Below are 26,561 nucleotides of genomic sequence, written 5' to 3'. Positions count from 1 at the left end.
CCCGAAGCTCACTAGCCGCCAGCGGAAAGCGAAGTATATTTCCGATGCGGATTAGTTGCACCTTGGTAGTTCGTTTTTTCTATAGTGAAAACACTTTTGTTCCAGCCTTCTTTTTTTATGTTTGAATGCGCTTTCTTAAATAAGTAAGATATTTTGCAGGTAAATCCCATTTGGGATTAAAAGGAGGAGATACACTGTGAAAAATTCCCTACTGTTGGAAAAAACAAAGGGGCAAATCACTCCTAAGATACGGCAAAAGACATCCCCCATTCGAAAAATGAAAAATAGTTGGCAATTGTATGTTCTATTTTCTCTCCCACTCCTTTACATCATCGTCTTTCATTATGTTCCAATGTACGGCGCAACCATTGCTTTTAAAAATTTTAATCCGGTCCAAGGTATTTTAGGAAGCGATTGGATTGGTTTGGATCATTTTGAGCGATTTTTTAAATCACATGAATTTTTACGGGTGATAAAAAACACGCTTATCTTGAGTTTTTATCAATTAATTGCCGGCTTTCCTTTCCCGATCTTACTCGCACTGAGTTTAAATTATGTAAGCAAGAAACGATTTAAAAAGACCGTTCAAATGGTTTCCTATGCACCACATTTTATTTCAGTTGTGGTTATGGTCGGAATTATCCTTGTCTTTCTTGAACCTAGGGGACCGATTAATAGCTTGCTAACCTTAATTGGTATGGAACCAATCCATTTTATGGGAAATGCTAGTTATTTTAAATCAATCTATGTATGGTCAGGTATTTGGCAAAGTGTCGGTTTTGGCTGCATTATTTATTTAGCTGCCCTCTCCAGTGTAAGTCCAGCTCTTCATGAGGCTGCCATTATTGATGGGGCATCAAAATTACAAAGAATCTGGCATATTGATATACCTGGGATATTACCGATAACAATCATTTTACTTATATTAGATATGGGGAACATTTTAAATATTGGTTTTGAAAAAGCCTTATTATTACAAAATCCGCTTAACCTTAGAAGCTCTGAAATCATTGATACGTATGTATACAAGGTTGGCCTTGTTTCAGCTGTTCCCAATTATTCGTATGCCGCAGCAATTGGGTTATTTAAATCAATTATTGGCTTAATTTTGATCTACTCTGTCAATCGTTTCTCTAAAAAAATTGGTCAAGAAAGTCTATGGTAATCAATAAGAGAAAGAGGTGATTTGATTTGAACCCAAATGGCATAAATGACACAAAAATTGACAAAATATTCGCAACTATAAATCATATCGTCTTAACTATTCTTCTTATCGTGTTTCTTTATCCATTAATTTATATTGTAAGTTCCTCCTTTAGCTCCGCAGATGCAGTAACGGCAGGGGAAGTATGGTTATGGCCGGTTGATTTTAGTTTGGAAGGCTATAAAGCTGTTTTTGCCTATAAACAGATTTGGACTGGATACGGTAATTCATTATTTTATATGATTGTTGGCACCTTCATCAATATTACTTTAACGATATTAGCTGCTTATCCTCTATCTAGAAAAGACTTTTACGGGCGAAACTTTTTTATGCTTCTCTTTTTATTCACAATGCTATTTAGTGGGGGGCTCATACCTAACTACTTATTGGTAAAGGAGCTAGGGATGTTGAATACTCGCTGGGCGATGATCATCCCCAATGCCATGTCTGTATTTAATGTCATCATTACGAGGACCTATTTTAAAATGACCATTCCAGATGAACTGCATGAAGCAGCTAAAATGGATGGTTGTAGTGACTTCCGCTTTTTGGCGAAGGTTGTACTTCCTCTATCAGGACCGATTATTGCTGTAATGGGCTTGTTTTATGCAGTAGGACATTGGAATGCATTTTTTAATGCATTAATTTATTTACGTGATCAAGATTATTATCCATTGCAATTAGTTTTAAATAATATTCTTGTCCAAAATGAAGTAGATCCTGAAATGTTTATAGATGTTGAATCACAAGCAGCCATTGCAGGCTTGAGGGAACTTTTAAAATACTCCCTCATCGTTGTAGCCTCGATCCCAGTTCTCGTTATTTATCCATTTGTACAAAAACATTTTGTAAAAGGTGTGATGATTGGCTCTTTAAAGGAATAGCCTTCCCCAAGTGAACGCGGCTTTTCTGAAGGGAGGGAGAATGGAAGAACGTGCTCTAGCTCAAGCGTCCAGTTACTTGTACAATTTCGTTTCTACTGGCGTAATCATTGACTCGTATTTCAAGTTTGTGGTTTTAAATAATTATGATCACAAAGGGGGTATTCAATTGCTTAAAAAGGCGAGCTTTACTTGTATATTGTTCATAGGATTGACCTTATTATTATTGACAGGTTGTAATAATGGAGATGAAAAAACAGCGGGATCTTCTAAGGGGGAAGAGGATATTGAGTTGACAAAGCCAGGAACATTTCCGATTACAAAAGAAAAGGTGACTTTGAAAGTATTAGTACCTGCCCACCCTCTAGTTGAGGATTATAAAACAAATGTATTTACGAAATGGTATGAAGAAAAAACAAACGTGCATATTGAATGGGAAGTTATCCCAACTCAGAATGCGGAGGAAAAGTTGAATTTAATTTTATCGAGTGATGATTTACCAGATGTGATCATGAATAGTCCTGTCACCCTTTCGCAATTGATGATATATGGGAGTCAAGGGATGTTCTTACCATTGAATGATCTAATTGAGGATACTGGAACAGATGTAAAGAAATTCCTGGACGAAAGACCAGATGTATTAGATTCGATCACAGCTCCTGACGGGAATATTTATTCGATGCCATATATTAATGAATGTTACCACTGTACATTGGCACAAAAACTATGGATCTATCAACCTTGGTTAGAGGAACTAGGGCTCGAGATGCCAGAGACGACAGAGGAATTCTATCAAGTTTTAAAAGCGTTCAAAGAAAAAGATCCGAATGGAAACGGAAAACAGGATGAAATCCCCCTTGCAGGCAATAAAGATTTATGGCCTTTTCCAGGATTTCTTATGGATCCATTTATTTACAATGCAATGTATGTAGAGAATGGAAAAATCCAAGTTCCTTATACAAAGCCTGAATGGAAGGAAGGCCTACAATACATTCATCAATTATATAAGGAGGGGTTAATCGCAAAAGAGTCTTTAACACAGGATCAAGATCAGCTGAAACGATTAGGAAATTCTAAGGAAACTATATTGGGTATGGCTATGGGATATTGGCAAGGTGATATGATGACAGCCGGTGGAAATAGTGGAAAGTGGCTTGATTATGTAGCCGTTCCACCTCTGGAAGGACCAAACGGCAATCGGGTAGCTTGGTATCAGCCACCAGTACCGGGAAGGGCTTCCTTTATTATTACGAATCAAGCGAAACACCCAGAAGTAGCTTTACGTTGGGCTGAAGGATTTTATGATGAAGAAGTTACATTACGGGCTGAAGCTGGGGAAATGGATAAGGATTGGCGTTGGGCCGAGGATGGAGAAATAGGAATCAACGGGGAACCTGCAAAGTGGGTACGACTAGACGCTTATGGAGAGGTACAAAATACACATTGGGCGCAACAAGGACCATTAATTCGTACGGATGAATTTAGATTAAGTGAAATGACAACAGATGAACAACCCCTTGAAGCTCTTCTCTATGAAGAAACAAAGGGAAAATATGAACCTTATAAACCAGATGAAGACATGGTTGTTCCACCGCTTTATTTCAATGAGGAGCAATCCGCCGAACTAGCTGAAATAGAAGCAACGATCCAAAACTTCGTAGACGAATCGAATGCGCGTTTTATTTCAGGAGATGATGATATTGAGAAAGGGTGGGAATCATTTCTACAAAATTTGGAAGCGATGAATTTGGATCGTTATATTGAAATCTATCAAGAAGCCTATGATGCCAAATATAAATAAGTTAGAGGAGTGGAAGAAGATGTTGAAAAATACGAGTGCTACCGTACAAAGGAAAAATTGGCCAAGTCGCTATGGGAATCCAGAATGGTTTATTCATGATCGTTTCGGATTATTTATTCATTGGGGATTATATTCTAATGCTGCCAGACATGAATGGGTAATGAATCGAGAAAAAATCCATCCTGACACATACAATAAATATTTCAAATTCTTTAATCCAGATTTATTTGATCCGAAAAAATGGGCACGTATAGCTAAAAGCGCTGGTATGAAATATTTTGTTATTACGACAAAACATCATGAAGGTTTTGCACTTTGGGATTCGAAGCTAACAAATTATAAAGTGACGAATACACCTATACAACGTGATCTCTTACTGGAAATGGTCAATGCATTTAGAGAAGAAGGATTGAAGGTGGGTTTCTATCATTCCTTGATTGATTGGCATCATCCGGAGTTTCCAATCGATGGCTTGCATCCGCAACGTGATGATGATGAATTTAAAAAAGAAGCTGAAAATCGTAAAATGGCAAATTATGTTGAGTATTTGCATGGTCAGGTGCGAGAGCTTTTAACAAATTATGGGAAAATTGATTATCTCTGGTTTGATTTCTCCTATCCGCATATGAAATGGGATGGGGTTGAGGGAAAAGGTGCTGATGATTGGAAATCAGAAGAATTGGAAAATATGATTTTTGAATTACAGCCAGACATCATCTTGAATGATCGACTAGATTTAGGGCGTGGGGTGAGGACACCCGAACAATATCAGCCAAGTGGAGCATTACTCGAAAATAATGAACCGATTATTTGGGAAGCTTGTCAAACACTTAATGGAAGTTGGGGCTATGATCGAGATAATTTGGATTGGAAGCCAACTGAAATGCTGATTAAAATGCTAGTTGATAGTGTTTCAAAAGGTGGGAATTTGCTTCTAAACGTCGGACCAAATGGACGGGGCGAGTTTGATCAAAGATCGATTGAGCGATTAAATGAAATTGGTGATTGGATGAGGGTGAATGCACGATCGATATATGGCGCAGATAGAAGTGAATGGGAAGCACCTGTAGATTGTCGTTATACACAAAAAGGAGATCGTCTATATGTACATGTTTTTTCTTGGCCATTCAAACATATTCATTTAGAGGGCTTGGCGGGCAAAATTGAATATGCACAATTGCTACATGACGCATCTGAAATTCACTTTAAAGAACATAATCCAAATGAAAATCTCTCTCATGTATCAACAAGAGTTACCCCTGGATCGGTGACACTAGAATTACCAATTCAAAAGCCAAACATATTGGTCCCGGTAATAGAGGTCTTTTTAAAAAGTGAATCATGATTGTTTCCTATGGACACGGTAGATTCATCCCCGTGTTCATAGGATTTATACATAATCCAAATGAATTTTTCATAAAATAAACTCGATGAGTTGTACTATTTTTCTGTTAATAGAGTCCATTTCATCATTGCTTATTAATGATCAATACACGAACGTTATTGTTAAAGGAGATGAATTGCAAGTCAATGTATTTCCTTAACTTAGTTGATTGGAGCGGAAGGTGGCGACACCTGGGGGATTAGCGTGACAGGTGAGTTCCCGCAGGAGCAAGCTTACCGCACGCCCCCTCGGAAAGCGTCCACCTGAAGCGTAAATCAACGTTGTTCAGATTTGAAGGCTAAAAATTGATTCAATAGTGAAAGAAAATAGGATATAGGAGAAATCGTATTTTTACCTGCTCTTCTTAAAGAACCTATTAAAGGGGAAAGATAAAAGGTTTGCGGCTTGCGGTGGATAGGTAATTAATACTGATATTTTAGAATTCGAAACAATTGCTGGGAAGAAGTATTATTTTAGTTTCCTAGATAAGGATTGACACTGAAACAGCTAGTTGTTAAAATTATGATACCGATAACATTGAAGACTTAGCTTTATCATTAGATGGGAGGTTGTTTGTTTATGGAGAAAACATTTCATTCCGGCATTTCTTGTATTGTCATGGATGATAAAGATAATGTTGCCACCCTTTTAAAAGATATGAAAAAAGGCGAAATATTATCTTACATTCAGAAGGAGAAAGAGCAGCAAATCGAGTTAAAAAACGATGTGGATTTCGGTCATAAAGTAGCCATTTTGCCGATTGCTAAGGGGCAAGAGGTGATAAAATATGGGGAAGTCATTGGTGCAGCAACCCTTTCAATACCAGTGGGTGAACATGTGCACGTCCATAATATAGAAGGAATTAGGGGCCGGGGAGATAAAAGAGTTGGAGAGGAGCAAGAACATGCAAACGTTTAAAGGCTATCGGCGTGAAAATGGAAAAGTGGGAATCCGCAACCATCTCTTAATTTTACCTACTGTAGTTTGTGCGAACCAAGTGTGTGCCAGAATCCAACAACAAGTTCCGGATTCAGTCGCAATTCCGCACCAGCACGGCTGTAGTCAGGTTGGAGATGATAAAGAAAGAACGCATAAGGTTTTGGTGGGAATGGGGAAAAATCCCAATGTTGGAGCTGTTTTAATTGTAAGTCTTGGTTGTGAGGTTATTGATGCAAGGGAAGTCAAAGCTGAAATTGAAGAAACAGGGAAGCCTGTTATTTGGATTGATATTCAAACTGAAGGCGGTTCCATTAAAACCATTCAAAAAGGAATCTTGGAAGCGAAAAAGTTGAGTAATGCGCTCCAGAATATTCCAGTACAAGATGTGCCTATGTCTGAATTGATCGTTGGCGTAAAATGTGGTGGCTCTGATTTTACCTCAGGATTATGTAGTAATCCAGCATTAGGTAAAACATCTGATCTTCTTTTAGCTAATGGTGGAACCGTCATCATGGGCGAAACGACTGAAATTATTGGAGCTGAACATCTTGTCGCAGCAAAAGCCGTGAGTGAAGAAGTAAAAGCCAAGCTTTACAAGGCGATTAAGGGATTTGAAGATGAAATCGAACGTATGGGTGTTGATATGCGTGGGGGGAATCCGAGCCCTGGGAATATTGCGGGTGGCTTATCCTCGATTGAGGAAAAATCTCTTGGATGTATTAGCAAGGCAGGAAACGCGCCATTAAAGGATGTTCTTCCATTTGCTGATGAAATCCCTGGCAATGGTTATTATTTTATGGATTCTCCTGGAAATGATATCGAATGTGTTACAGGAATGGCAGCTGCTGGGGTTCATGTGGTTGTGTTTACAACAGGAAGAGGAACACCGACAGGCAATCCAGTTATACCAGTTATCAAAGTAACGGGAAATGAACTTACTGCAAAACGAATGGCTGATAATATCGATGTTGATACCAGTCCCGTTTTACAAGGGAAAGAGACATTAGATGAAGCCGGAAAAACCATCTATGATTTTATCTTTGAGGTTGCGAATGGTGAGCAAACAAAGGCAGAAATATTAGGTCATGCCGAATTTAGTATCAGTCGGATTGGAATTAGTTTATAAAAAGGACCATCAAAAAGGGGTAAAGAGATGAAAAGACTAGAAAATCGTGTAGCACTCGTAACAGGTGGGAGTAGTGGAATCGGCGCGGCTATCGTGCATAGATTAGCGGAAGAGGGAGCCCATGTAGCGATTAATTATAAGGCGGATGAAAACCGTCAACAAGCAGAAAATTTGAAAAGCCAATTGGAAGAAAAATATAGTGGAAAGTTCATCGTTGTTCAAGCGAATGTCGGCCATAAGCAAGAGGTTGATCGCATGGTGGATGAAGTGGAAGACGCTTTAGGAGCTGTGGAGGTACTTGTCAATAATGCTGGGATTGCTCCATTTCAACCATTTCTCAATGTTACAGAGGAGCTATGGGATGAAACGTATCAAACAAATGTAAAATCGATTTTTTTAACATCCCAACGTGCTGCTAAGAAGATGATAGAAAATCAGTATGGCAAAATCATCAATATAGCTTCAACAGCAAGTGTGCTTGTGACAAGTCCCGTTGTCCCCCATTATATTTCTTCGAAAGCGGCGGCCAACCAGCTGACTAAAGCTTTGGCAATCGAATTGGGGAGGTATAATATCAATGTAAATGCAGTCGGGCCTAGTACGGTGGATACAGATATGTGCCGGGACTATTTAGCAAATCCAGAGATTCGTGAGCAAGAAGTCCAAGCGAACCCGATGAAACGCTTAGGTACTGAAAAGCAAATTGGTGATGCCGTTGTCTTCTTAGCTTCAGATGAAGCGATGCAAATTAACGGCCATTTATTAATGGTGGACGGTGGTTTGACTGTAAAAGCCGCCCAGCCAGAGGATCATATGCAAGAAGAACGGGAGGCGATACAGTGAGACTAGCAAATAAAGTGGCGATCATTACAGGGTCCGGCAGTGGAATTGGGAAGGCAACTGCTCTTCGTTTCGGTGAAGAAGGAGCTCATGTGATTGTCAATGATGTTAACCCTGAACAAGGTCAGCAAACTGTACAGGAAATAAGGGGGAAAGGGGGAAGTGCCACCTTTTTTGAAGCAGATGTGACAATTCCAGAATCTGTGCAAGCTCTAGCCGATTATGTAATGAAAGAACATAAAAAGATTGATATCCTTTTTAATAATGCTGGGATTAGCAATGTTGGACGCGTAGATGAAGTAGAGCCAAATACATGGGATCAAGTAATGAATGTCAATGTAAAGGGAGTTTATTTAGGTTGTAAGTATATTGTTCCCCATATGATGGAGCAAAAGAGTGGCTGTATTATTAATATGTCCTCCTGTGTAGCGGAAATAGGTCTTGCAAAAAGGGCTTTATATGCAGCATCTAAAGGAGCGGTATTATCTTTAACAAAGTCCATGCAAGTGGATTATGCACCATTTAATATTCGTGTCAATGCTTTACTTCCAGGGACGATTTATACACCATTTGTTGAGAATTATTTGAAAACCTCTTATGATGATCCTGAAGAAGCGATTAATAATATTAAAAAAAGACAATTAAGTGGTGATCTTGGAAAACCGGAAGATGTTGCTGATGCTGCCTTGTTTTTAGCTTCAGATGAAGCGAAGTTTATGATGGGCTCGCCATTATATATAGATGGCGGTGTGGTATTTGGTAAAAATGCATAACAAATAGAAAAGGAGATACAAGTCAATGAAACTACTAACATATGAAGCTCAAGGGTTACATAAAATGGGGATACAAACGGAAAAAGGCATTGTCGATGTTCAGGCAACTGCTGAAAAAACAGGTGTTACTAATGTAGAAACAGATATTATGTCTGTTATTGCAGGAGGAGAGCAAGCTACTAATCAATTGTCAAAATTACTGAAACAAGCAGAGGAGACAGAGACAACTGTCTACGTTGATTCTGAGAACCTCGTATGGGGTCCAAGTGTTACAAAACCGCATAAAATTATCTGTGTTGGCTTAAATTATCGTAAACATGCAGATGAAACGAATGCCCCATATCCAGAAGTTCCGATTCTATTTAATAAATTCGATAATACTCTAACTGGTCATAATAGTGAGATTCCGGTTCCAAAAGTAACAGAAAAGCTGGATTATGAGGTAGAACTTGCGATCGTCATCGGGAAAAAAGCCAAATATGTGAGTGAAGCAGATGCGCTTGATTATGTATTTGGTTATAGCACAGCCAATGATCTTTCTGCCCGCGACCTGCAAATGAGAACACCACAATGGATGCTTGGAAAAATTGGCGATAAATTTAGCCCAATGGGGCCTTATCTTGTGACAGCAGATGAGGTGGATAATCCTAATAACCTCAATCTAAAAACAACTGTAAACGGAGAAGTCAAACAAAATTCCAATACATCAGACATGATTTTTAATTGCTCTGAGATTGTCAGTTATATCTCTCAATATCTTACACTTGAGCCAGGCGATATTATCTTGACCGGGACCCCAGAGGGCGTAGTATTAGGACTACCAGAAGATCAACAACGTTATGTCCAGCCAGGTGATGTGATTACCTGTGAGATTGAAAAATTGGGCGCTTTAACTAATTATTATGTAGAGGAAAAGTAAAGATTGGGTGTGGAGCATGATGTTAAAAGGAATACCTTCTATTATCTCACCAGACCTCATGAAAGTTTTATTAGAGATGGGGCATGGCGATGAAATTGTTTTGGCGGACGGGAATTTCCCGTCTGCTAGCCATGCGAGACAGCTGATTCGCTGTGATGGTCATGGGATACCGAAATTATTAGAAGCAATCTTAAAATTTTTACCGCTTGATACATATGTAGAGAAGCCAGTTACCTTTATGGGCGTTGTACCAGGAGATCCTATTAAACCAACGATTTGGAATGACTATGAAAAAATCATACTTGCGAAACATGGTCCAATGTCTTTTCATTATGTACAACGTTTCGAATTTTATGAGCAAGCAAAAAAAGCATATGCGATCGTTGCGACTGGTGAGGGTGCTCAATATGCAAATATAATTTTGAAAAAAGGTGTAGTTTAGAAAAAAGAGATCATAAGCTAGAATTCTTCCGCTGATTTTAATTAACCTATGAAGGATTACCAAGGGTCTCTTGGACATACCGAATAGGAATTGAGTGTCCAATTTTATGGGTTCAGTGCAACAACCCGATAGGGAGTTAAGGAGGGGTCATTCACTTCTAGGGAGGACTTGTAACCTAAGTTTCCATGGGTTTTTGCGGTTATTCCTGTCTTCAATCTATTTACATAAACATGTCTAGCGGAATCTGAGAATGGCATGGACAGATATAACACAAGTGTTCATGTTATGGTTTTATCACTTAACTAGAATATGACCGTGGAGTTATCCTAGTATCACTTTAATATACATATTAAATATTAATTTACTTTTCAATTGATTGTAATTCGAACTTTTTTTAGATATAAAACCCTTTACCATACTAGCTATTGAACCATTTTGAAAGGGGGGGAGTAAAGATGTCTAACAGTATTGTAGCGCAAGAATATCGAAATAATACATTAGAAAATACGCATGAAGGAATTATTTGCGTTGTTAATGATAAAAAAGAAATAATCTACCAAAAAGGAAACCCAAACCAATATGTTTACTACCGTTCGGCAATGAAACCAATTCAAGCAATACCCATTTTTACAACATCTGTTTTTGAAAAATATCATCTTACTAATCGCGAGGCAGCATTATTTACTGCTTCACAACGAGGAGAAAAATATCATCAAGAAGCATTACAAAGTTTGCTAGAAAAATTACAACTAACAGAAGAACAGCTAGTATGTAGTTCAAGTTACCCACTTAACGAAGAGCCTAAAGAAATGTATATTCGGAGTCAAAAATCTAAACGTAAACTATTTCATAATTGCGCAGGTAAACATTTAGGTATTATGGCGTATGCGAGAAAAAAAGGGTTTGCAGTGAGTGGATATGAAAGAGAAGATCATCCTGTACAACGGGAAATTCTAGGTTATCTCTCAGAACTCTCTGAAACAACTATTGATAAAATTAAGTTAGGAACGGACGGGTGTGGGCTTCCAATAGCTAGTGTTCCTATAAAAAACATGGCCATTTCTTATTTGAAATTTGCTGCACCGGATTTGATTGATAACGAGAAAACGGCCAATGCAGTTAAAAAAATCAGTGATGTTATGAATGAATTTCCTGAAATTGTTGCCTCACATAATTTTATCTGTACAGCATTATTAGAAGACCCTAATATAGTCGCAAAAGGCGGAGCACAAGGAGTTTATTGCTTAGCACTGAAAGAAGAAAGGATAAGTATAGCCCTAAAAGTTTTAAGTGGAACGGAACTCTTGTGGCCTATTCTCGTTAAGAGTTTGCTAGAAAAATTCAATTATAAAAATAAAGAGACACTTAATCGGTTGCAAGATATTTATTCTGGTGTCATTCATAACGACGGTGGCAAGGTTGTCGGACACACTGAAATTATATTATAAAAATGCATGTCAAAAAGAGAGTGAAAAAACGACTAAGTTGGCTATAAGCACTAACATGAATCGTAAACGTCTAGTACTGGTTTGTCCTGTAAAAGCAAGCGAACAAAAAAATGGGTTGTTGTTTTTATCGGACTTTGAGCAAAATTTGGTCATGCAAGGTTTAGCTCCTGGCACATCGAGGTTGTGCGAGAACGGCGTATTTTTATTCGAATTTCCATGATAACCATGGAAGGTAAAAAACTGGTAAAGAAGATAGATTTACTTATCGCCAGAAGGTAGCGCTTTGTGATTTTCTTAACTATCGAAAAAAGATTCATGAAGTTAAATTATAAAGAGTTTGCTAGAGTATAAATTCTAATGAACAAAATGGAAGGTGAAATGATTGCAAAATAATAAAAGGATTGCTGGTGAGTTTGTGTTAGATAGGAATAACCAACTAACAACTTGGCAAGAACTCCAGTTTGGCATGTTTATACATTTAGGCATATATTCACAACTTGGTGGTGTGTGGAATGGCGAACCGATTAAACGTGGCTATAGTGAACAAATTCAAATGTGGGCTAATATTTCTAGGGATGATTATGCAGAAGTAGCAAGTCAATTAACATTAGAGAATTTTGACCCTCAAGCTATATGTTCTTTAGCTAAAGAGTCAGGGATGAAGTATATTGTGATTACAAGTAAACATCATGACGGATTTTGTATGTTTGATACAAAAACAACGGATTATAATGTTGTAAAATCCACACCTTTTGCTCAAGATGTACTGAAACTGCTTTCAGAAGAATGCAGGAAACAAGGATTGAAGTTTGGTGTTTACTTTTCCTTAGTTGATTGGTATCAGGGACATAAATTTGATTGGAATAATAACAATGAAATTCCAAAATCAATGGAACCAATTATTGAAGAGCAATTGCAAGAATTAATGACAAATTATGGATCAATCGCAGAAGTATGGTTTGACATGTCGAGCCCTACTGCGGAACAGAGCGCGAAGTTTGCTAATATCGTTCATCAGTTTCAACCTGAAGCAGCTGTAAATGGGAGAATTTGGAATAATCAAGGTGATTTTCGAACTTTGGATGATAATCAGATCCCGCTGATTAACTTAGATGGTGCTTGGCAGACACCTGCATCCATTTATCATGAAACATGGGGATATAGGAGCTGGCAACAAAGAGATGATGTAAGTGGAAAAGTACGCGATTTATTAAAAAGTTTAATCTCGATACGTTCCCGTGGTGGTAATTACTTATTAAATATTGGTCCACGTGGGGATGGTTCAGTTGTTGAGTTTGAAGCTGAAGTCCTACAGGAAATTGGGAAATGGATAATGAGACATCCAGATGCACTACTTGGGACAAACCCTACTGGCTTTAAGCGACAATCATGGGGTGAGGTAACGGCTAACGGAGAAAACCTTTTTTTACACGTAACAGAGTGGCCAAAAAATGGAAAGATAACAATACCCGGAGTAATGACTACTGTAAAGAACGTAGTTGAAGATGGCTTTAATAGAGCACTTAATTGGAATAAAAAGGATTTAAATCTTGAAATTACACTTCCTAAGATTCCAAAAGACGAACTTCTAACCACTATAAGGGTGGAATTGGCTAATGAATTATATATAGTTCCCAATACTATTACGATAGATTCAGATAATATATGGAAAATAAAATTATCAGATATTGAAAAAAGCTATAATTTTGCAGATGATGGTAATTATACAAGCCTTGTACAGACCAATATTAGACAATCTGCATATCTCTCTAATCATCAAGACGGTAAAGCATTTGTTCAAGTATACTGTAAAGCTAATCCAGAACTTAACTATGCTATTAATCTGGGGACTGAAATCGAAGTTGTAAAAGGTAAGGATTTGATGGATGGAATGGTAGGTCCTTTTATACTTAACTCTGAGGTTGAAATATTACCTTTTAATATTAAATTGTACAAACCAATCCACAGAAACAAGGACTTAGAACTAGACGTAGAGTCGATCGTAATAAAGTTAGTAGAAGCTAAATAATAAACGGATTGTTCATAAAAATGGCCTTGAAGCTTGGGGGAGACTAGTAGGCTAAGGAAGAAATGAACAACAATGTCCTTCTATTATTTTATCAGACTTCATGATGGCTTTATTGGAGATAGGCATTGTTTTGATGGACGAGAGTTTTCCATCTGCTAGTCTCTTCCTCCGACCTGCAATTTTCCTAATGAAGGCCGGGAGAACCGAGCTTGGTAGTTTGGCAAGATTATAAATCTTTGCTTACTAAAGTCATGGAGACAAAATTAAGACAGTTGAAATGGAACGGTTTAGTTTTTGAAAGAACGAAAAGTTTACACTGTTATGATGCAAATATCTTATAAAAATAAGGTGTGCGTTTTTAAGACCTGGAATATTCGAACGATGATGTTGAGCTATGTTTTTGCTAATTACAGAAGTAATAGCGAAAGTATAGCTTTTTTCCTTGTTTTCTTTAGACAAATATTTTAGAGGATTCCCACTTTTTACAATTACTTGTCAAATGCTGTTGACAACAGTAATATCCTAAGTTATTATTTTGATATCGGTAACAAAATAATAACAAGTTTTTAAAAAGGGCCCAAAAGCTTGTTTGATTGAAGATATTGAAAGCGCACTCATTATTAATGGTGATTCTAGTAACCTAACATCAATACGGACAAACTATGTAGATGAAAAAGGATTTGAATTAAAAGGAGGATAAAATTAGAGTATGAACATATCGAATACTGCATCTCCACAATCGAAAATTTCAGCGGATATTAAGTTAAGTAAAAAGAAGTCACTTTTGAAAGACCTGAAAAAAGATTGGCAATTGTATGTGATTTTTGCCTTACCTCTTCTTTATATTTTAATCTTTAAATACTATCCAATGTATGGAGCAATCATAGCTTTTAAGAATTATGATCCTTTATTAGGAATTTTAAATAGCCCTTGGGTAGGATTCGAACATTTTAGCAAATTTATTCATTCCTATGAATTTATAAGAGTATTAAAAAATACGATCGTTTTAGGAATTTATCAGATTATTGCTGGATTTCCATTCCCAATTATTCTGGCGTTAAGTTTGAATTACGTATACTCAAAAAGATTTAAAAAGGCGACCCAAATGATTACCTACGCACCACATTTTATTTCTGTAGTGGTGATGGTTGGCCTGATTTTTATGGTGTTGGCACCAAACGGTCCAGTAAATAAATTGTTAGCGATATTTGGCATAACAGGACTCAATTATATGGGAGAAGCATCATTATTTAAATCTATCTTTGTTTGGTCAGACATTTGGCAGAATATTGGATACGGTTGCATTATTTATTTAGCCGCTTTATCGGGGATTAGTCCAGCACATCATGAAGCCGCAATTATGGATGGGGCTTCGAAATGGCAAAGAATTTGGCATATCGATATCCCAGGCATTTTACCGACGATGATTATTTTATTGATTTTGAATATGGGGAACTTTTTAAGCGTTAGTTTTGAAAAGGTTTTATTAATGCAAAACTCTTTGAATCTTTCAGCCTCCGAAGTCATCGATACATATGTTTATAAAGTAGGGTTACTATCTGCTTTTCCGCAATATTCGTATGCGACGGCAATCGGATTATTTAAGTCAGTTGTTGCCCTAGTTCTAATCTTAGGAACAAATAAGATTGCGAAAAAACTGGGACAAGAAAGTTTATGGTAAATCAAATGAATAAAGGAAGTGACGAAGATGCTCTCAGCAATAAGTGAGTCTAAAAGTGATCGAATATTTACCGTTTTAAATTACACATTTCTAGTACTCTTGCTAATAATCATCCTATACCCTTTAATTTTTATCGTCAGTGCTTCTATTAGTTCAGCGCAGGCAGTAACAAGTGGAAAGGTATGGCTATGGCCGGTAGATTTTAGTGTCGAAGGATATAAGGCAGTATTTAATCATAGTAAAATTTGGTCGGGATATGCCAATTCGTTGTTTTATATGGTGGTAGGAACATTAATTAATGTTGCCTTAACTATTTTGGCCGCATATCCCTTATCAAGAAAAGGATTCCGAGGCAGAAATATATTTATGTTCCTTTTTGTGTTCACGATGATTTTTGATGGTGGCTTAATTCCCACATATCTTTTGGTTAATGATTTAGGGATGGTCAATACAAGATGGGCTTTATTAATCCCTGGTGCTTTAGCAGTATTTAATGTGATTATTACGATTACTTTTTTTAGAACAACGATTCCTGGAGAGTTATTAGAGTCAGCACAATTAGATGGTTGCAATGATTTTAAATTTTTATGGAAAATCGTTCTTCCACTTTCTGCACCGATCATTGCCGTTATTTCTCTATTTTATGCTGTCGGACATTGGAATCAATATTTTGATGCATTGATTTATTTGCGAAATGAAAACTTGTTTCCATTACAAATTATTTTGCGTGAAATCTTAATCCAAAGTGAGGTCACATCGGAGATGATTGGCTATGCAACAGAATTTGAGGCACAGACGGGATTACGTGAGCTAATAAAATATGCGGTGATCATTGTTGCATCCCTTCCAGTTCTGATTATTTATCCATTTGTGCAAAAGCATTTTGTAAAGGGTGTCATGATTGGTTCGCTTAAAGAATAAATGTCAGGATCTTAGAGAGGAGTGGTGCAGAGAAAATGAGGCCGAAGAAATTCTAAAAGCGATTTTGAAATTAGATAAATTAATAGGAGGTAGAACATGAAAAAAGCTAAAAATGCATTATTTATTCTGTTTGTTTCTTCAATATTAATGTTTGTTTCAGCATGTGGCAATGATAAGGCAGAACAATCGAGTGGTCAAAGTAATTCTGAACCGATTGTGACAGCGGCAGGTACATTTCCAATCGTAGAGGAAGAAGTAACCTTAGATGTGATGATTCCATCCAATAGTTTAGTGAAAGACTTTGATAAAAATGAATTTACAAAATGGTATGAGGAAAAAACTGGTGTACATATCAATTGGGAGATTGTTCCTGCTGAAGGTGCAAAGGAGAAGTTAAATCTGATGCTAACCAGTGGTGATTTACCAGATGTGATCATGGATTTTACATTAACTCCTTCACAGTTAATGATTTACGGGCAAAAAGGTGTATTTTTAAATCTTAATGATCTTATTGACAATTACGGTGTAGAAACGAAGAAAATGTTTGAAGAGTTTCCGGCCGTAAAAGATGCGGTCACAACTCCAGATGGTGATATTTATGCATTACCGCAGGTGAATGATTGTTACCATTGTTCCATGCCACAAAAAATGTGGGTTTATCAACCTTGGTTAGATGAGCTAGGATTAGAGATGCCAACAACAACGGAGGAATTCTATACTGTCCTGAAAGCTTTCAAGGAAGAAGACCCGAATGGGAATGGCAAAGCAGATGAAATTCCGTTTTCTGGATCAAAAGATGAAACAACTGGAGAAATTGCTGGCTTTTTAATGAACGCTTTCATTTATAATGATATGCATGTAAAAGAGGGAAACATTACTGCACCATGGGATAAGGATGAGTGGAAAGAAGGATTGAAGTATTTAAACAAATTGTATAAGGAAGGTTTAATTTATTCAGGGTCTTTCACCCAAGATGCAGACCAAAATAAAACATTAGGTGATAACCCCGATGTTCCTATTTTAGGTGCCTCTGTTGGACTGAATTCAGGTAGCTTTGCTGATTTAGAAAATGGAAGGGGCAGAGATTTTGAAGTTGTTCCACCTTTAAAAGGACCAGATGGAGAACAAGTAACTTTATATACCCCATCCCCTGTAACAAAGCCGACTGAATTTATTATTACGAAAAATGCGAAACATCCTGATGTCGCCATGCGTTGGGCTGATGCAATGTATTCAGAAGAAATAACCATGCGTTCTACCTTGGGACCACCTGATGAAGGATGGAAGGAAGCTGAAGAGGGAGAAAAAGGTTTGGATGGCGAACAAGCGAAGTTTAAGGAAATTCAAATTGATTGGTCTTCACAAAATATTAATTGGTCCCAGACCGGGCCATCATTACGATCCCATGATTATAGAGCAAGTTTTGCTTATGATAAAACAGAGAATGGGGATAACCAGGAAGTGCTGTTATGGAATGCGACAGAAAAATATGAGCCTTATATTTCAACAACTGTTGAGTCGGTACCCGATCTATTCTTTACTCAAGAACAAGCTAGTGAATTGGTGAATCTAGAATCTACTATTGAGGATTTCGTGGATGAAAAAACAGCTCAATTCATTACAGGGAAAGCAGATATCGACAAGAGTTGGGACAATTATATTAGCGAATTAGAAAATATTGGTTTAGGGAAATATATTGATATTTATCAACAAGCATATGACGCAAAATATAAATAAAGTCTATTAACTGAATCAATTTCATAATAGAGATTTTAACATTCAAATCTGAACAACGTTGAATTACGCTTCAGGTGGACGCTTTCCGGGGGGGGGGGCGTGCGGTGAGCTTCCTCGTCGCTATATTGCTCCTGCGGGATCTCACCTGTCACGCTATCCCCAGGAGTCGCCACCTTCTGCTCCAATCAACTAAATTAATGAAATGCACGGACTAACAATTCAATCTCCTTTAACAAAAATGTTCGTGTATTGATCATTTATAAGCAATTATGAAATTGACTCAACTTATTGGAATAAAATAGGCTTCTTTGCTTGAAGGGCAAATATAATTCCGTGAGGAGCCTTAAAAATAGTTTTACGACTGGAATATTACCTGATAACATTTCGACTTGGGGTTTCAACTGTTTGTCCTCATATACGCTCGATGATTATGAGAATAGGGGTAAGGGGATAAATCATCTAATTTTTTTAGTTAGAAAGAATTAAATATAAGAGTGGGTTTTCGGTATTGACTCAAGTTTCGATTACAATAAATCAGTCTAAATTAAAGATTTCGCTATACATATGATGGCATGGGAAGTTTTTTTCTATACTATGAGACAACTTTAAAGCAATGCAAGCAAAGAAAAAAGATATTATGAACTATTCGCAAGGATGCTCGTTGTAACAGGTACTTCAAAATTCTTTCGATTCACACATGCACAGCCGAAAAATGAAGGAGGCACTTACACGATGACACTGAAGACATTGAATGAGACAGAGATGACAAGTAGTGAATTACTTAATATTGGGTTTGGTGGAGCATTTTCGACTGATACCGTCTACACAAATGCTACAGGAGAAACAATGGATGGTACCCTTTTGCGACGTACGGGAAATGAGGAAATCGATGTGAAGCGGGGAGTAATTCTAACCGGAGATTTAACTGGTATTGAATTTCATCCACGTGCCTCGCTAGGTGATGAAACGATCGACCAGGCTTTATTGATTGAAACTACATTCAAACCAGAACCTAATCAGAAATCATTTAATACGGTAATCTCAGTTGGTGGGGCTTTGTATGTAAGGTACACTTCACCAGCAAATCTAGAGTATGGATTTGCTGTCAACCAAAATGGCAACTGGACTGCAAGTAAAAAAAGCATAAAAGCTCCAATGGCTAATGAGGATCATACAATCGCCCTTATATATGAACCTATTGAAAATGGTGCTAAATTGCGCATGTTTTTAAATGATTTGGAGCTACCCTCTGTTATTTCTAATAATGGAAAAGCAGGTATAGTCGAAAATACGATTGGCTTTGGAAATGATGTACATGAAGCAGGTCTTGGCCGTGGGGTGAAAGGTTCTATCTCCGGGATAGCTGCCAGAGTGTTTAAAGGATCAATTGCCTCGATATCCCGAATTAATAGAAGCTTGTTATCATTTTGGGGAGGTAGTTTGAAGAATGGAAACTATTTACCTGTGGAAGATGAACTCGTTCAAGGGAAGTTGGAAATACATGGTGGCAGAATTTCCGATTTCAGCATCAATTTGGATGGTCATAAATCTTACATGGAATACACACCTAATATACCAATTGTTGATAATGGGGAGATTACGGGAAATTATATCGCAGAAATTGTTGTCGCTTCATCCACTCTCAAAGAAGGCACAGTGCTTATCAATTTGGCCGGAGTTGTCATACTACGGAGATCGATAGTGGCTGAAGCGGTGGATGTCATCATTAACAACCAAATACAATCGACGATCGATATAACTGGAAAACTTGCTGATGAATATATCCACCTAACGCTTTTGTATCAAAATGTTGGAGATCATCAAGTAGATATTCGTTTAAGGTGGGGAGAAGAACAACTAGGAGAAACAATTACTTTAGAGACAAGGCCAAAGACAGATCATACGACGGTTGTTTTTGCTGGCGCTAACATGAATATAACAGGGGAGAGCCTAGCCGGGAAGGTATACGGGATCGCATTTGCTAGTTTGGAGGGAGATTTCCAAGTTAAATATCTTGGATTACGTGGTAGTCCTTCAGTTATTCTGACGAATCTTAAGCCAGGCTATCGTATTCCCATTCAAGCAAATGAGCGTTCTGCATCACTGGCAGCTAAAGCTTCACTCGTACGTCCACAACCTAAGCAGATTACCTGGCAACAATATGAGCAAACAGCATTTTTTCATTATGGAATTAACACATATTATGGGGTGGAGTGGGGCAATTTTAATGAAGACCCTAATATGTTCCAACCGACAGATCTTGATACAGATCAATGGGCACGTACATTAAGAGATAGTGGGTTCAAACTAGCGATTCTCACGGTTAAGCATCATGATGGATTTGTCTTATATCCAACTCGTTATACCGATTTCAGTGTTGCAAGCAGCACTTGGCGAGAAGGAAAGGGCAATGTATTACGTGAGTTCGTTGACTCGATGCGTAAATATGGAATAAAAATTGGTGTATACCTTTCTCCAGCTGATCATGGGGCATATACGGCTGGCGTATTTGCGAATGGAAGTCCACGTAATGAAAGAGCAATTCCGACATTCGTAGCAGGGGATGACCGTGCAGAAGATTCAAGTTTAGCGAAATTTATGTTACAGGCAACTGATTATGGAGAAATGCTATTAAATCAATTATATGAAGTATTAACCGAGTATGGTCAAATTGACGAAGTATGGTTTGATGGTGCCCAAGGACATATCCCTGGTGATAAGAAAGAAAATTATGATTGGGATAGTTACTATGAATTGATCTATGCTCTTCAACCACAAGCAGTTGTAGCGATAACAGGGCATGATGTTCGTTGGGTTGGGAACGAATCTGGTTGGGCGAGAGAAGATGAATGGAGCGTTCTAGCTACTGATATTATAGATGATGGAAGTCAGATTTATTATCCGGAATTCAATTCATCAGACCTTGGTAGTCGGAAAGCATTAGCATCAGCCGCTAGAGAAGGGATGAAGGAATTGACATGGTGGCCAGCAGAAGTTGATGTTAGTATTCGTCAAGGCTGGTTTTATCATGAGAATCAACAACCAAAATCTGTCGAAGAATTAAGAAATATTTATTATCAATCTGTTGCAAAAAATTCAGTACTACTTCTAAATATTCCGCCTGATAAGCGTGGAAAACTGGCTGATGTAGATGTTGAAAGATTGAAAGAATGGCATCAAAGTATTCAGCGTGATTTTGCGATTAATCATGCTGTTAATGCGGTGATCAGAGCGGATGGTGGAGCGGAAGGGGCTAATCCATATGTGTTACTAGATGGGATATACGAAAATTCGTGGCAGTCTTCTTCTACAGCTCCAAGTAGCATCACCTTTACTATGGAACAAGCTGTGACCATTGATAAAGTTGTCTTACAAGAGAACATCCATCACGGACAACAAGTTGAATCATTTGTAATCGAGATTCGGAATGCGGATGGAGATTGGGAAGAAATAATGACAGCCGGAGTAATTGGCTACAAAAGAATTGTCGTGCTTCCGAATGAAGTGACGGGTAAGGAATTTCGTGTTCGTTTCTTACAATCTCGAGGACCGATCCATCTATCTAACATTGGCCTTTATCAAACGAGGTTGGATTGATGGGATAGCTGTTGAAGATAGTCAATTTTATCTTTTTTTTCGGGGGTTGGTTTTAGGATAATTATATTTAGCTTGGGCACTTCAATAAGTCCCTAAAATGAAGCAAGTGGGAAAAGTAAGTTTTTTCCACTTGCTTTTTCGGTGCGCCTGGCTTAGGCCGTATATGGAGGCGAGTAATTAATAATGGATAGTCCTCTAATTGCCTTTCACAATAACACGGACGATAAGGGAACGGCGGTCATGCTCTAGGAAAAACACTGTTTGCAATCCCAAGAGCCTATCGATAAAATAAAGAAGAATAGTCAACCTTCATTACCTTTATGAAAGAAAGGGATCTGTCGGTGTTTAGCGATCGCGAAAAAGTCCATGTATTTAGAAGATTTTTATTTTCATATATGTTAATATTGGCACTTCCTTTATTATCTAGTTATTTTATTTATCATGTGAGTATTAAAAAAATTGAGCAACAAGCATCTGAGACAAGTAACAAAATGTTAGCAGAAGCTAGAAATCTTATCGATCAAAAAAGTGAGCAAGTGGAATCTTTTGTTTATCAATTGACAAAAAATAATGATGTTCAACAATTAATGGACAAAGATCCTGCAGAGCGAGACCGAACTTATGAAACATATAAAGTGGTAAAAAGTATTGAACCATATGGATTGACGAACCCTGTTTTTAAGAATGCCTACATCTATTTCCATAATCTTGACCTAATTGTTTCACCTGAATCGGCTTTTATTCGTTCAAGTGATTATTATAAAGCCAAATTATTGAAAGGGCTCACATTAGAAGAGTGGAATAAAAGATTTCATCAACAATATCAATCAGGATTTTATCAAACAGACTTTCCCCTGACGATTGGTAAGAAGCAGGAGCCCATTATTCCTTATATTCAATCCATCCCTCTCGGTACAAAGCAAAATCCGCAAGCTTCCATTGTCGTATTAATTGATGAAAAGGAAATTACGACTCTGCTTGATCAAGTGGCTACTCAATATGATGGCTCTTCTTTTGTCTATGATCAAGAAGGAAATATAATTTTTGGTGAGCAGATCAATAAAAAAATGCTCGTCTACAATAAAAAAGTGGGAGAATATCAACTCTCAGCTGATCAAGATCAATTTATCTTAATTGAGACAAAGTCTAATACAAATAAATGGACTTATGCTGCAGTTATTTCAAAGAAACAGTTATCAAAAGATGTTCAACATATCCGCACACTCCATTTGCTTGTGGCGATCATGACCCTTCTTATCGGAATCGCGATTTCATTAATCTTTTCTTATCGAAATAGTTTGCCTTTAAAGAAGTTGTTAGGGATCATTTCATGGACAGAAGCTACAAAATTAAAAAACCCTTATGATTTTTTGCACAGCAATATTACAGAAATGATCCAAAATAATAATCGGTTGAAAGAACAGGTTCAAAAACAAATGCCGATTCTACAAGATTCTGTTTTTAGGAGATTAATAGGGGGAGAAATATCCTCTGTAAAGGAAGCTTATACATTAATTGAACAAGCGGAAGTTCCATTAAAAGGTTCTTATGGATTTGTAGGGATCATTCAAATTGTTCATTTTATAAAGGAATTTAACCGAGAAATGTTGGATGAAATGAGTGTTGCACAGTTAGTGATTCAGGCTGAATTACAAGAAATATTTCAAGGCCATATTTTTTGTGGAAATATAAAGGCAGATCAAGTCGCTTTTTTATTAACGTATCAGCAGAAAACTTCAGATGAAGAAGAGAAACAAATCGAACAAAGCTTAAAAACTTTTGTAAGAAAGCTTGAGGAGAAAAATGCCTTAAAGGTAAATGGTGGCTTAGGAAAACAATTCAAAAATATATTGGACATTCATCAGTCCTATGAACAAGCTAGAGTAAGTTTACCGTTTGTTCATTCCATTGACCAAAAACCATCCTTTCAAAAATATAACGTGATCATGATGGAGGGGAGGTTGGAATACCAATTCTCGATTGAGGTCGAACTTCGTCTGATCACAGCTGTATCCAATGGGGAAGTAGCAGATGTGAAAGAAATCTTGGCGCAAATTTATGATGATAACCAAGACAAGCAATATTTGCTACAACAAATAGGCACACAAATTCTTTCGTCTTTGAAGGGTACGATTATCCGCATTATCTCGAAAAATATTCAACTCAATCAAGGATTAGTGGATGATATTTTTAGTCGCCTAGAGGAAATGTCGCAAAAAAGGAATGAGTTTTATCATGACTTTCAGCAGTTACGGAAAATGATATTAGAATTAACTCAAAATTTTTATGAAAATAAACGTGTCGGTGGACTAGCAACAATTCAAAGAATAAAGGACTGTATTAACCGAGATTTTTCTGATTCAAATTTAACCCTCCAACATATTGCTGAGGTAGTGAATATGTCACAGAAAATGCTTCCGATCATGTTTAAAGAACATACAGGCGTTAATATTTCTGATTATATAGAAGATGTGCGGATGAACTATGCTAAAAAACAATTGCTTGAAACGGATGACGCTATAGAGAAAATTGCAATAGCGTCAGGGTATAATAGTGGACATTCATTTAGAAGAGCATTCAAGCGGAATACTGGAACTTCCCCTTCCGATTATCGAAAAATGCTCAAAACTTTGGAATGAATTTACTTAATAAGATGACGTGTGGAAAACTGCATTGATTGGTCATCCTGTAAAATATTTACAATGATTTTGTTACTCAAGATAGAAAAAAGAAAGCAAAAGGAAGAAATGTACGCTTGGATTTTAATGTACGTTTTAGTAGTTTTACTAAGCGGAACCCTTGATATAAAAGGGTTCCGTCTTTGTTTTTGTAAAATAAAATGAATCTTTAACTATTTCACTAAATTCTTTATGATAACGCTAACAATCAATAATCAATTTTTTAAAAACAAAATCAAAAGTAAAAAGGGGAGGTAGTATGAGAGGAAATCTTGCTCAAACAGAAACATTACAAAGAGCAACACCTTCAGTTCGTGTGCGTAAGACATCACCATGGAAAAAAATGAAGAAGCATTGGCAATTGTATTTTTTAATTCTTCTTCCATTAGCTTTTTTAATTTCTTTTAAATATGTTCCAATGGCTGGAATTGTAATCGCTTTTAAAGATTACAGTGTAACAAAAGGAATTATGGGAAGTGACTGGGTTGGGCTGAAATATTTCAAGTATTTTTTTGAAGGACCAAACTTCGTGCTTTTAATGAAAAATACGTTGGAATTAAGTATTTATGGTTTAATTGTTGGGTTTATTTGTCCGATCATTCTTGCTTTAGCTTTAAATGAGGTGAAAAATGCTCGGTTTAAAAAGTTGGTTCAAACAGTTACCTATGCGCCTTATTTTATCTCCACTGTAATTATGGTTTCGATTATTATTTTGTTTTTATCGCCACAATCAGGTTTAGTCAATAATATTCTTGGCGTGTTTGGAATGAAATCGATTAATTTTATGGGAATTCCTGCTTATTTTAAATCTATTTTTGTTTGGTCAGATGTGTGGCAAAATACGGGATATGCAACGATTATTTATTTAGCAGCTTTATCAGGGGTCGATACTCAATTATACGAAGCTGCAAAGGTGGACGGTGCTACACGCATTCAAAAGATTATCCATGTCGATATTCCGGGGATTATGCCAGTGATTATTGTGTTGCTAATATTGAATATCGGAAATATCATGGCGCTTGGTTTTGAAAAAATATATCTGCTACAAAACTCCTTAAATATTAGTTCGTCTGAAGTGATTGCTACTTATGTGTATAAAGTTGGGTTACTAGGGGCTAATTTTAGTTTTGCGGCAGCTGTAGGCTTATTTAACTCGATTATCAATCTGATCTTAATTGTTTCAGCCAATACGATCTCCAAAAAATTCTCATCATCAAGCTTATGGTAGGTGATCCAATATGAATAAAAAAACAATTAGAATAAAAGAATCCTTGGGAGATCGAATTTTTATAACAGCCATATATATATTTCTTATAGCCGTACTTGTCATTGTCCTCTATCCACTAATTTATATTGTCAGTGCATCTTTCAGTAGTACATCTGCTGTGATTTCAGGCCGTGTATGGTTGTGGCCAGTGGAACCAACTCTATTAGGATATAAAACTGTTTTTCAAAATCCACAAATCTTACAAGGATTTTCAAATTCATTATTTTATACAGTAGTTGGAACCTTTATTAGCGTAAGTATGACAATTATGTTGGCTTATCCCTTATCAAGAAAAACTTTTTATGGACGCAATTTCATTATGGTCTTACTCGTTTTTACGATGATATTTGATGGAGGGTTAATCCCGCTTTATCTCGTTGTAAAAAATCTGCAAATGATTGATACAATCTGGTCGATTTTATTACCACAAGCTCTTGTTGTCTTTCAGGTGATCATTGCTAGAACCTTTTTCCAGTCAACGATTCCGGATGAGTTAGTGGAAGCAAGCGAAATGGATGGTTGTAGTGATATCGGATTTATTTGGAAGGTTGTATTACCATTATCAAAACCAATTATTGCGGTATTGGTTTTGATGTACGCCGTGATGAAATGGAATATGTATTTTGATGCGATGATTTATTTAAAATCGGAAGAACTTTTCCCGTTACAACTGATCTTAAGAAGTATTCTAATCTTGAATCAAGAGTCAAGCTCTGGAAATATCGAACAGATGTTGAAATTACAGGGACTAAAGGAATTGATGAAGTATTCACTTATTGTCATTTCTAGTGTGCCTGTGTTAATCCTTTATCCATTTGTACAAAAACATTTTGTTAAAGGAGTCATGATTGGTTCTGTAAAGGGGTGATGTCCACTATTAGAGTGAACAAGCAA

General features: G+C 37.0%; 19 protein-coding genes. All 19 read left to right on the top strand.

Annotated features, from left to right (window positions below; translation table 11 throughout):
• Positions 1–277: 277 nt before the first annotated feature.
• The 19 genes from J2Z23_RS15655 (at position 278) to J2Z23_RS15565 (ending at position 26,535) form a co-directional block, all read left to right on the top strand.
• Positions 278–1,165: an ABC transporter permease gene (locus J2Z23_RS15655; RefSeq protein ID WP_165589580.1), complete on the top strand. Its 888-nt coding sequence runs from the start codon at positions 278–280 to the stop codon at positions 1,163–1,165.
• Positions 1,166–1,191: 26 nt separating this feature from the next.
• Positions 1,192–2,088: a carbohydrate ABC transporter permease gene (locus J2Z23_RS15650; RefSeq protein ID WP_057983363.1), complete on the top strand. Its 897-nt coding sequence runs from the start codon at positions 1,192–1,194 to the stop codon at positions 2,086–2,088.
• A gap of 166 nt (positions 2,089–2,254) precedes the next feature.
• Positions 2,255–3,886, top strand: a complete 1,632-nt coding sequence (locus J2Z23_RS15645; protein ID WP_238482801.1) for an ABC transporter substrate-binding protein — start codon at positions 2,255–2,257, stop codon at positions 3,884–3,886.
• Between the two features lie 19 nt (positions 3,887–3,905).
• Positions 3,906–5,231: an alpha-L-fucosidase gene (locus J2Z23_RS15640; protein ID WP_057983462.1), complete on the top strand. Its 1,326-nt coding sequence runs from the start codon at positions 3,906–3,908 to the stop codon at positions 5,229–5,231.
• A gap of 618 nt (positions 5,232–5,849) precedes the next feature.
• The gene (locus tag J2Z23_RS15635) at positions 5,850–6,188 is read left to right on the top strand and encodes a UxaA family hydrolase (protein ID WP_057983360.1); all 339 of its coding nucleotides are present in this window, start codon (positions 5,850–5,852) and stop codon (positions 6,186–6,188) included.
• On the top strand, positions 6,175–7,335 hold the full coding sequence (locus J2Z23_RS15630) for a UxaA family hydrolase (protein WP_057983359.1): 1,161 nt from the start codon (positions 6,175–6,177) through the stop codon (positions 7,333–7,335). The genes J2Z23_RS15635 and J2Z23_RS15630 overlap by 14 nt, the downstream gene beginning before the upstream one ends.
• A gap of 27 nt (positions 7,336–7,362) precedes the next feature.
• A complete protein-coding gene (locus J2Z23_RS15625) occupies positions 7,363–8,178 on the top strand; it encodes an SDR family NAD(P)-dependent oxidoreductase (protein ID WP_064467838.1) in 816 nt (271 codons plus the stop codon).
• Positions 8,175–8,948: an SDR family NAD(P)-dependent oxidoreductase gene (locus J2Z23_RS15620; RefSeq protein ID WP_057983354.1), complete on the top strand. Its 774-nt coding sequence runs from the start codon at positions 8,175–8,177 to the stop codon at positions 8,946–8,948. Before J2Z23_RS15625 ends, J2Z23_RS15620 begins: the two co-directional genes overlap by 4 nt.
• A gap of 25 nt (positions 8,949–8,973) precedes the next feature.
• Positions 8,974–9,867: a fumarylacetoacetate hydrolase family protein gene (locus tag J2Z23_RS15615; protein ID WP_209974496.1), complete on the top strand. Its 894-nt coding sequence runs from the start codon at positions 8,974–8,976 to the stop codon at positions 9,865–9,867.
• A gap of 19 nt (positions 9,868–9,886) precedes the next feature.
• The gene (locus tag J2Z23_RS15610) at positions 9,887–10,309 is read left to right on the top strand and encodes an RbsD/FucU family protein (protein WP_057983352.1); all 423 of its coding nucleotides are present in this window, start codon (positions 9,887–9,889) and stop codon (positions 10,307–10,309) included.
• 455 nt (positions 10,310–10,764) lie between these two features.
• Positions 10,765–11,757, top strand: coding sequence for an asparaginase (locus J2Z23_RS15605; protein WP_209974494.1), 993 nt, complete (start codon positions 10,765–10,767; stop codon positions 11,755–11,757).
• Between the two features lie 382 nt (positions 11,758–12,139).
• Positions 12,140–13,786, top strand: coding sequence for an alpha-L-fucosidase (locus J2Z23_RS15600; protein WP_209974492.1), 1,647 nt, complete (start codon positions 12,140–12,142; stop codon positions 13,784–13,786).
• A 709-nt stretch (positions 13,787–14,495) separates the two neighbouring features.
• On the top strand, positions 14,496–15,467 hold the full coding sequence (locus tag J2Z23_RS15595; protein WP_082881160.1) for an ABC transporter permease: 972 nt from the start codon (positions 14,496–14,498) through the stop codon (positions 15,465–15,467).
• Positions 15,468–15,494: 27 nt separating this feature from the next.
• The gene (locus J2Z23_RS15590) at positions 15,495–16,388 is read left to right on the top strand and encodes a carbohydrate ABC transporter permease (RefSeq protein WP_209974518.1); all 894 of its coding nucleotides are present in this window, start codon (positions 15,495–15,497) and stop codon (positions 16,386–16,388) included.
• A 96-nt stretch (positions 16,389–16,484) separates the two neighbouring features.
• Positions 16,485–18,125, top strand: a complete 1,641-nt coding sequence (locus J2Z23_RS15585; RefSeq protein WP_057983342.1) for an ABC transporter substrate-binding protein — start codon at positions 16,485–16,487, stop codon at positions 18,123–18,125.
• 732 nt (positions 18,126–18,857) lie between these two features.
• Positions 18,858–21,722: an alpha-L-fucosidase gene (locus J2Z23_RS15580; RefSeq protein WP_205634408.1), complete on the top strand. Its 2,865-nt coding sequence runs from the start codon at positions 18,858–18,860 to the stop codon at positions 21,720–21,722.
• 320 nt (positions 21,723–22,042) lie between these two features.
• Positions 22,043–24,361: an AraC family transcriptional regulator gene (locus tag J2Z23_RS15575; RefSeq protein WP_082881159.1), complete on the top strand. Its 2,319-nt coding sequence runs from the start codon at positions 22,043–22,045 to the stop codon at positions 24,359–24,361.
• 298 nt (positions 24,362–24,659) lie between these two features.
• On the top strand, positions 24,660–25,628 hold the full coding sequence (locus tag J2Z23_RS15570) for an ABC transporter permease (RefSeq protein ID WP_209974490.1): 969 nt from the start codon (positions 24,660–24,662) through the stop codon (positions 25,626–25,628).
• A 10-nt stretch (positions 25,629–25,638) separates the two neighbouring features.
• The gene (locus J2Z23_RS15565) at positions 25,639–26,535 is read left to right on the top strand and encodes a carbohydrate ABC transporter permease (protein WP_057983336.1); all 897 of its coding nucleotides are present in this window, start codon (positions 25,639–25,641) and stop codon (positions 26,533–26,535) included.
• Positions 26,536–26,561 lie beyond the last annotated feature (26 nt).

The organism is Lederbergia galactosidilytica (assembly GCF_017873565.1).
Classification (GTDB): Bacteria; Bacillota; Bacilli; order Bacillales; family Bacillaceae_C; genus Lederbergia; species Lederbergia galactosidilytica.
This window is presented reverse-complemented; position numbering and strand designations above follow the sequence as displayed.

Excerpts from the sequence above, each read along its gene's own strand:
- J2Z23_RS15655 (WP_165589580.1), top strand. The coding sequence starts at position 278 with ATGAAAAATAGTTGGCAATTGTATGTTCTATTTTCTCTCCCACTCCTT.
- J2Z23_RS15640 (WP_057983462.1), top strand. The coding sequence starts at position 3,906 with ATGTTGAAAAATACGAGTGCTACCGTACAAAGGAAAAATTGGCCAAGT.
- J2Z23_RS15635 (WP_057983360.1), top strand. The coding sequence starts at position 5,850 with ATGGAGAAAACATTTCATTCCGGCATTTCTTGTATTGTCATGGATGAT.
- J2Z23_RS15630 (WP_057983359.1), top strand. The coding sequence starts at position 6,175 with ATGCAAACGTTTAAAGGCTATCGGCGTGAAAATGGAAAAGTGGGAATC.
- J2Z23_RS15625 (WP_064467838.1), top strand. The coding sequence starts at position 7,363 with ATGAAAAGACTAGAAAATCGTGTAGCACTCGTAACAGGTGGGAGTAGT.
- J2Z23_RS15615 (WP_209974496.1), top strand. The coding sequence starts at position 8,974 with ATGAAACTACTAACATATGAAGCTCAAGGGTTACATAAAATGGGGATA.
- J2Z23_RS15610 (WP_057983352.1), top strand. The coding sequence starts at position 9,887 with ATGTTAAAAGGAATACCTTCTATTATCTCACCAGACCTCATGAAAGTT.
- J2Z23_RS15605 (WP_209974494.1), top strand. The coding sequence starts at position 10,765 with ATGTCTAACAGTATTGTAGCGCAAGAATATCGAAATAATACATTAGAA.
- J2Z23_RS15595 (WP_082881160.1), top strand. The coding sequence starts at position 14,496 with ATGAACATATCGAATACTGCATCTCCACAATCGAAAATTTCAGCGGAT.
- J2Z23_RS15590 (WP_209974518.1), top strand. The coding sequence starts at position 15,495 with ATGCTCTCAGCAATAAGTGAGTCTAAAAGTGATCGAATATTTACCGTT.
- J2Z23_RS15585 (WP_057983342.1), top strand. The coding sequence starts at position 16,485 with ATGAAAAAAGCTAAAAATGCATTATTTATTCTGTTTGTTTCTTCAATA.
- J2Z23_RS15580 (WP_205634408.1), top strand. The coding sequence starts at position 18,858 with ATGACACTGAAGACATTGAATGAGACAGAGATGACAAGTAGTGAATTA.
- J2Z23_RS15575 (WP_082881159.1), top strand. The coding sequence starts at position 22,043 with ATGAAAGAAAGGGATCTGTCGGTGTTTAGCGATCGCGAAAAAGTCCAT.
- J2Z23_RS15570 (WP_209974490.1), top strand. The coding sequence starts at position 24,660 with ATGAGAGGAAATCTTGCTCAAACAGAAACATTACAAAGAGCAACACCT.
- J2Z23_RS15565 (WP_057983336.1), top strand. The coding sequence starts at position 25,639 with ATGAATAAAAAAACAATTAGAATAAAAGAATCCTTGGGAGATCGAATT.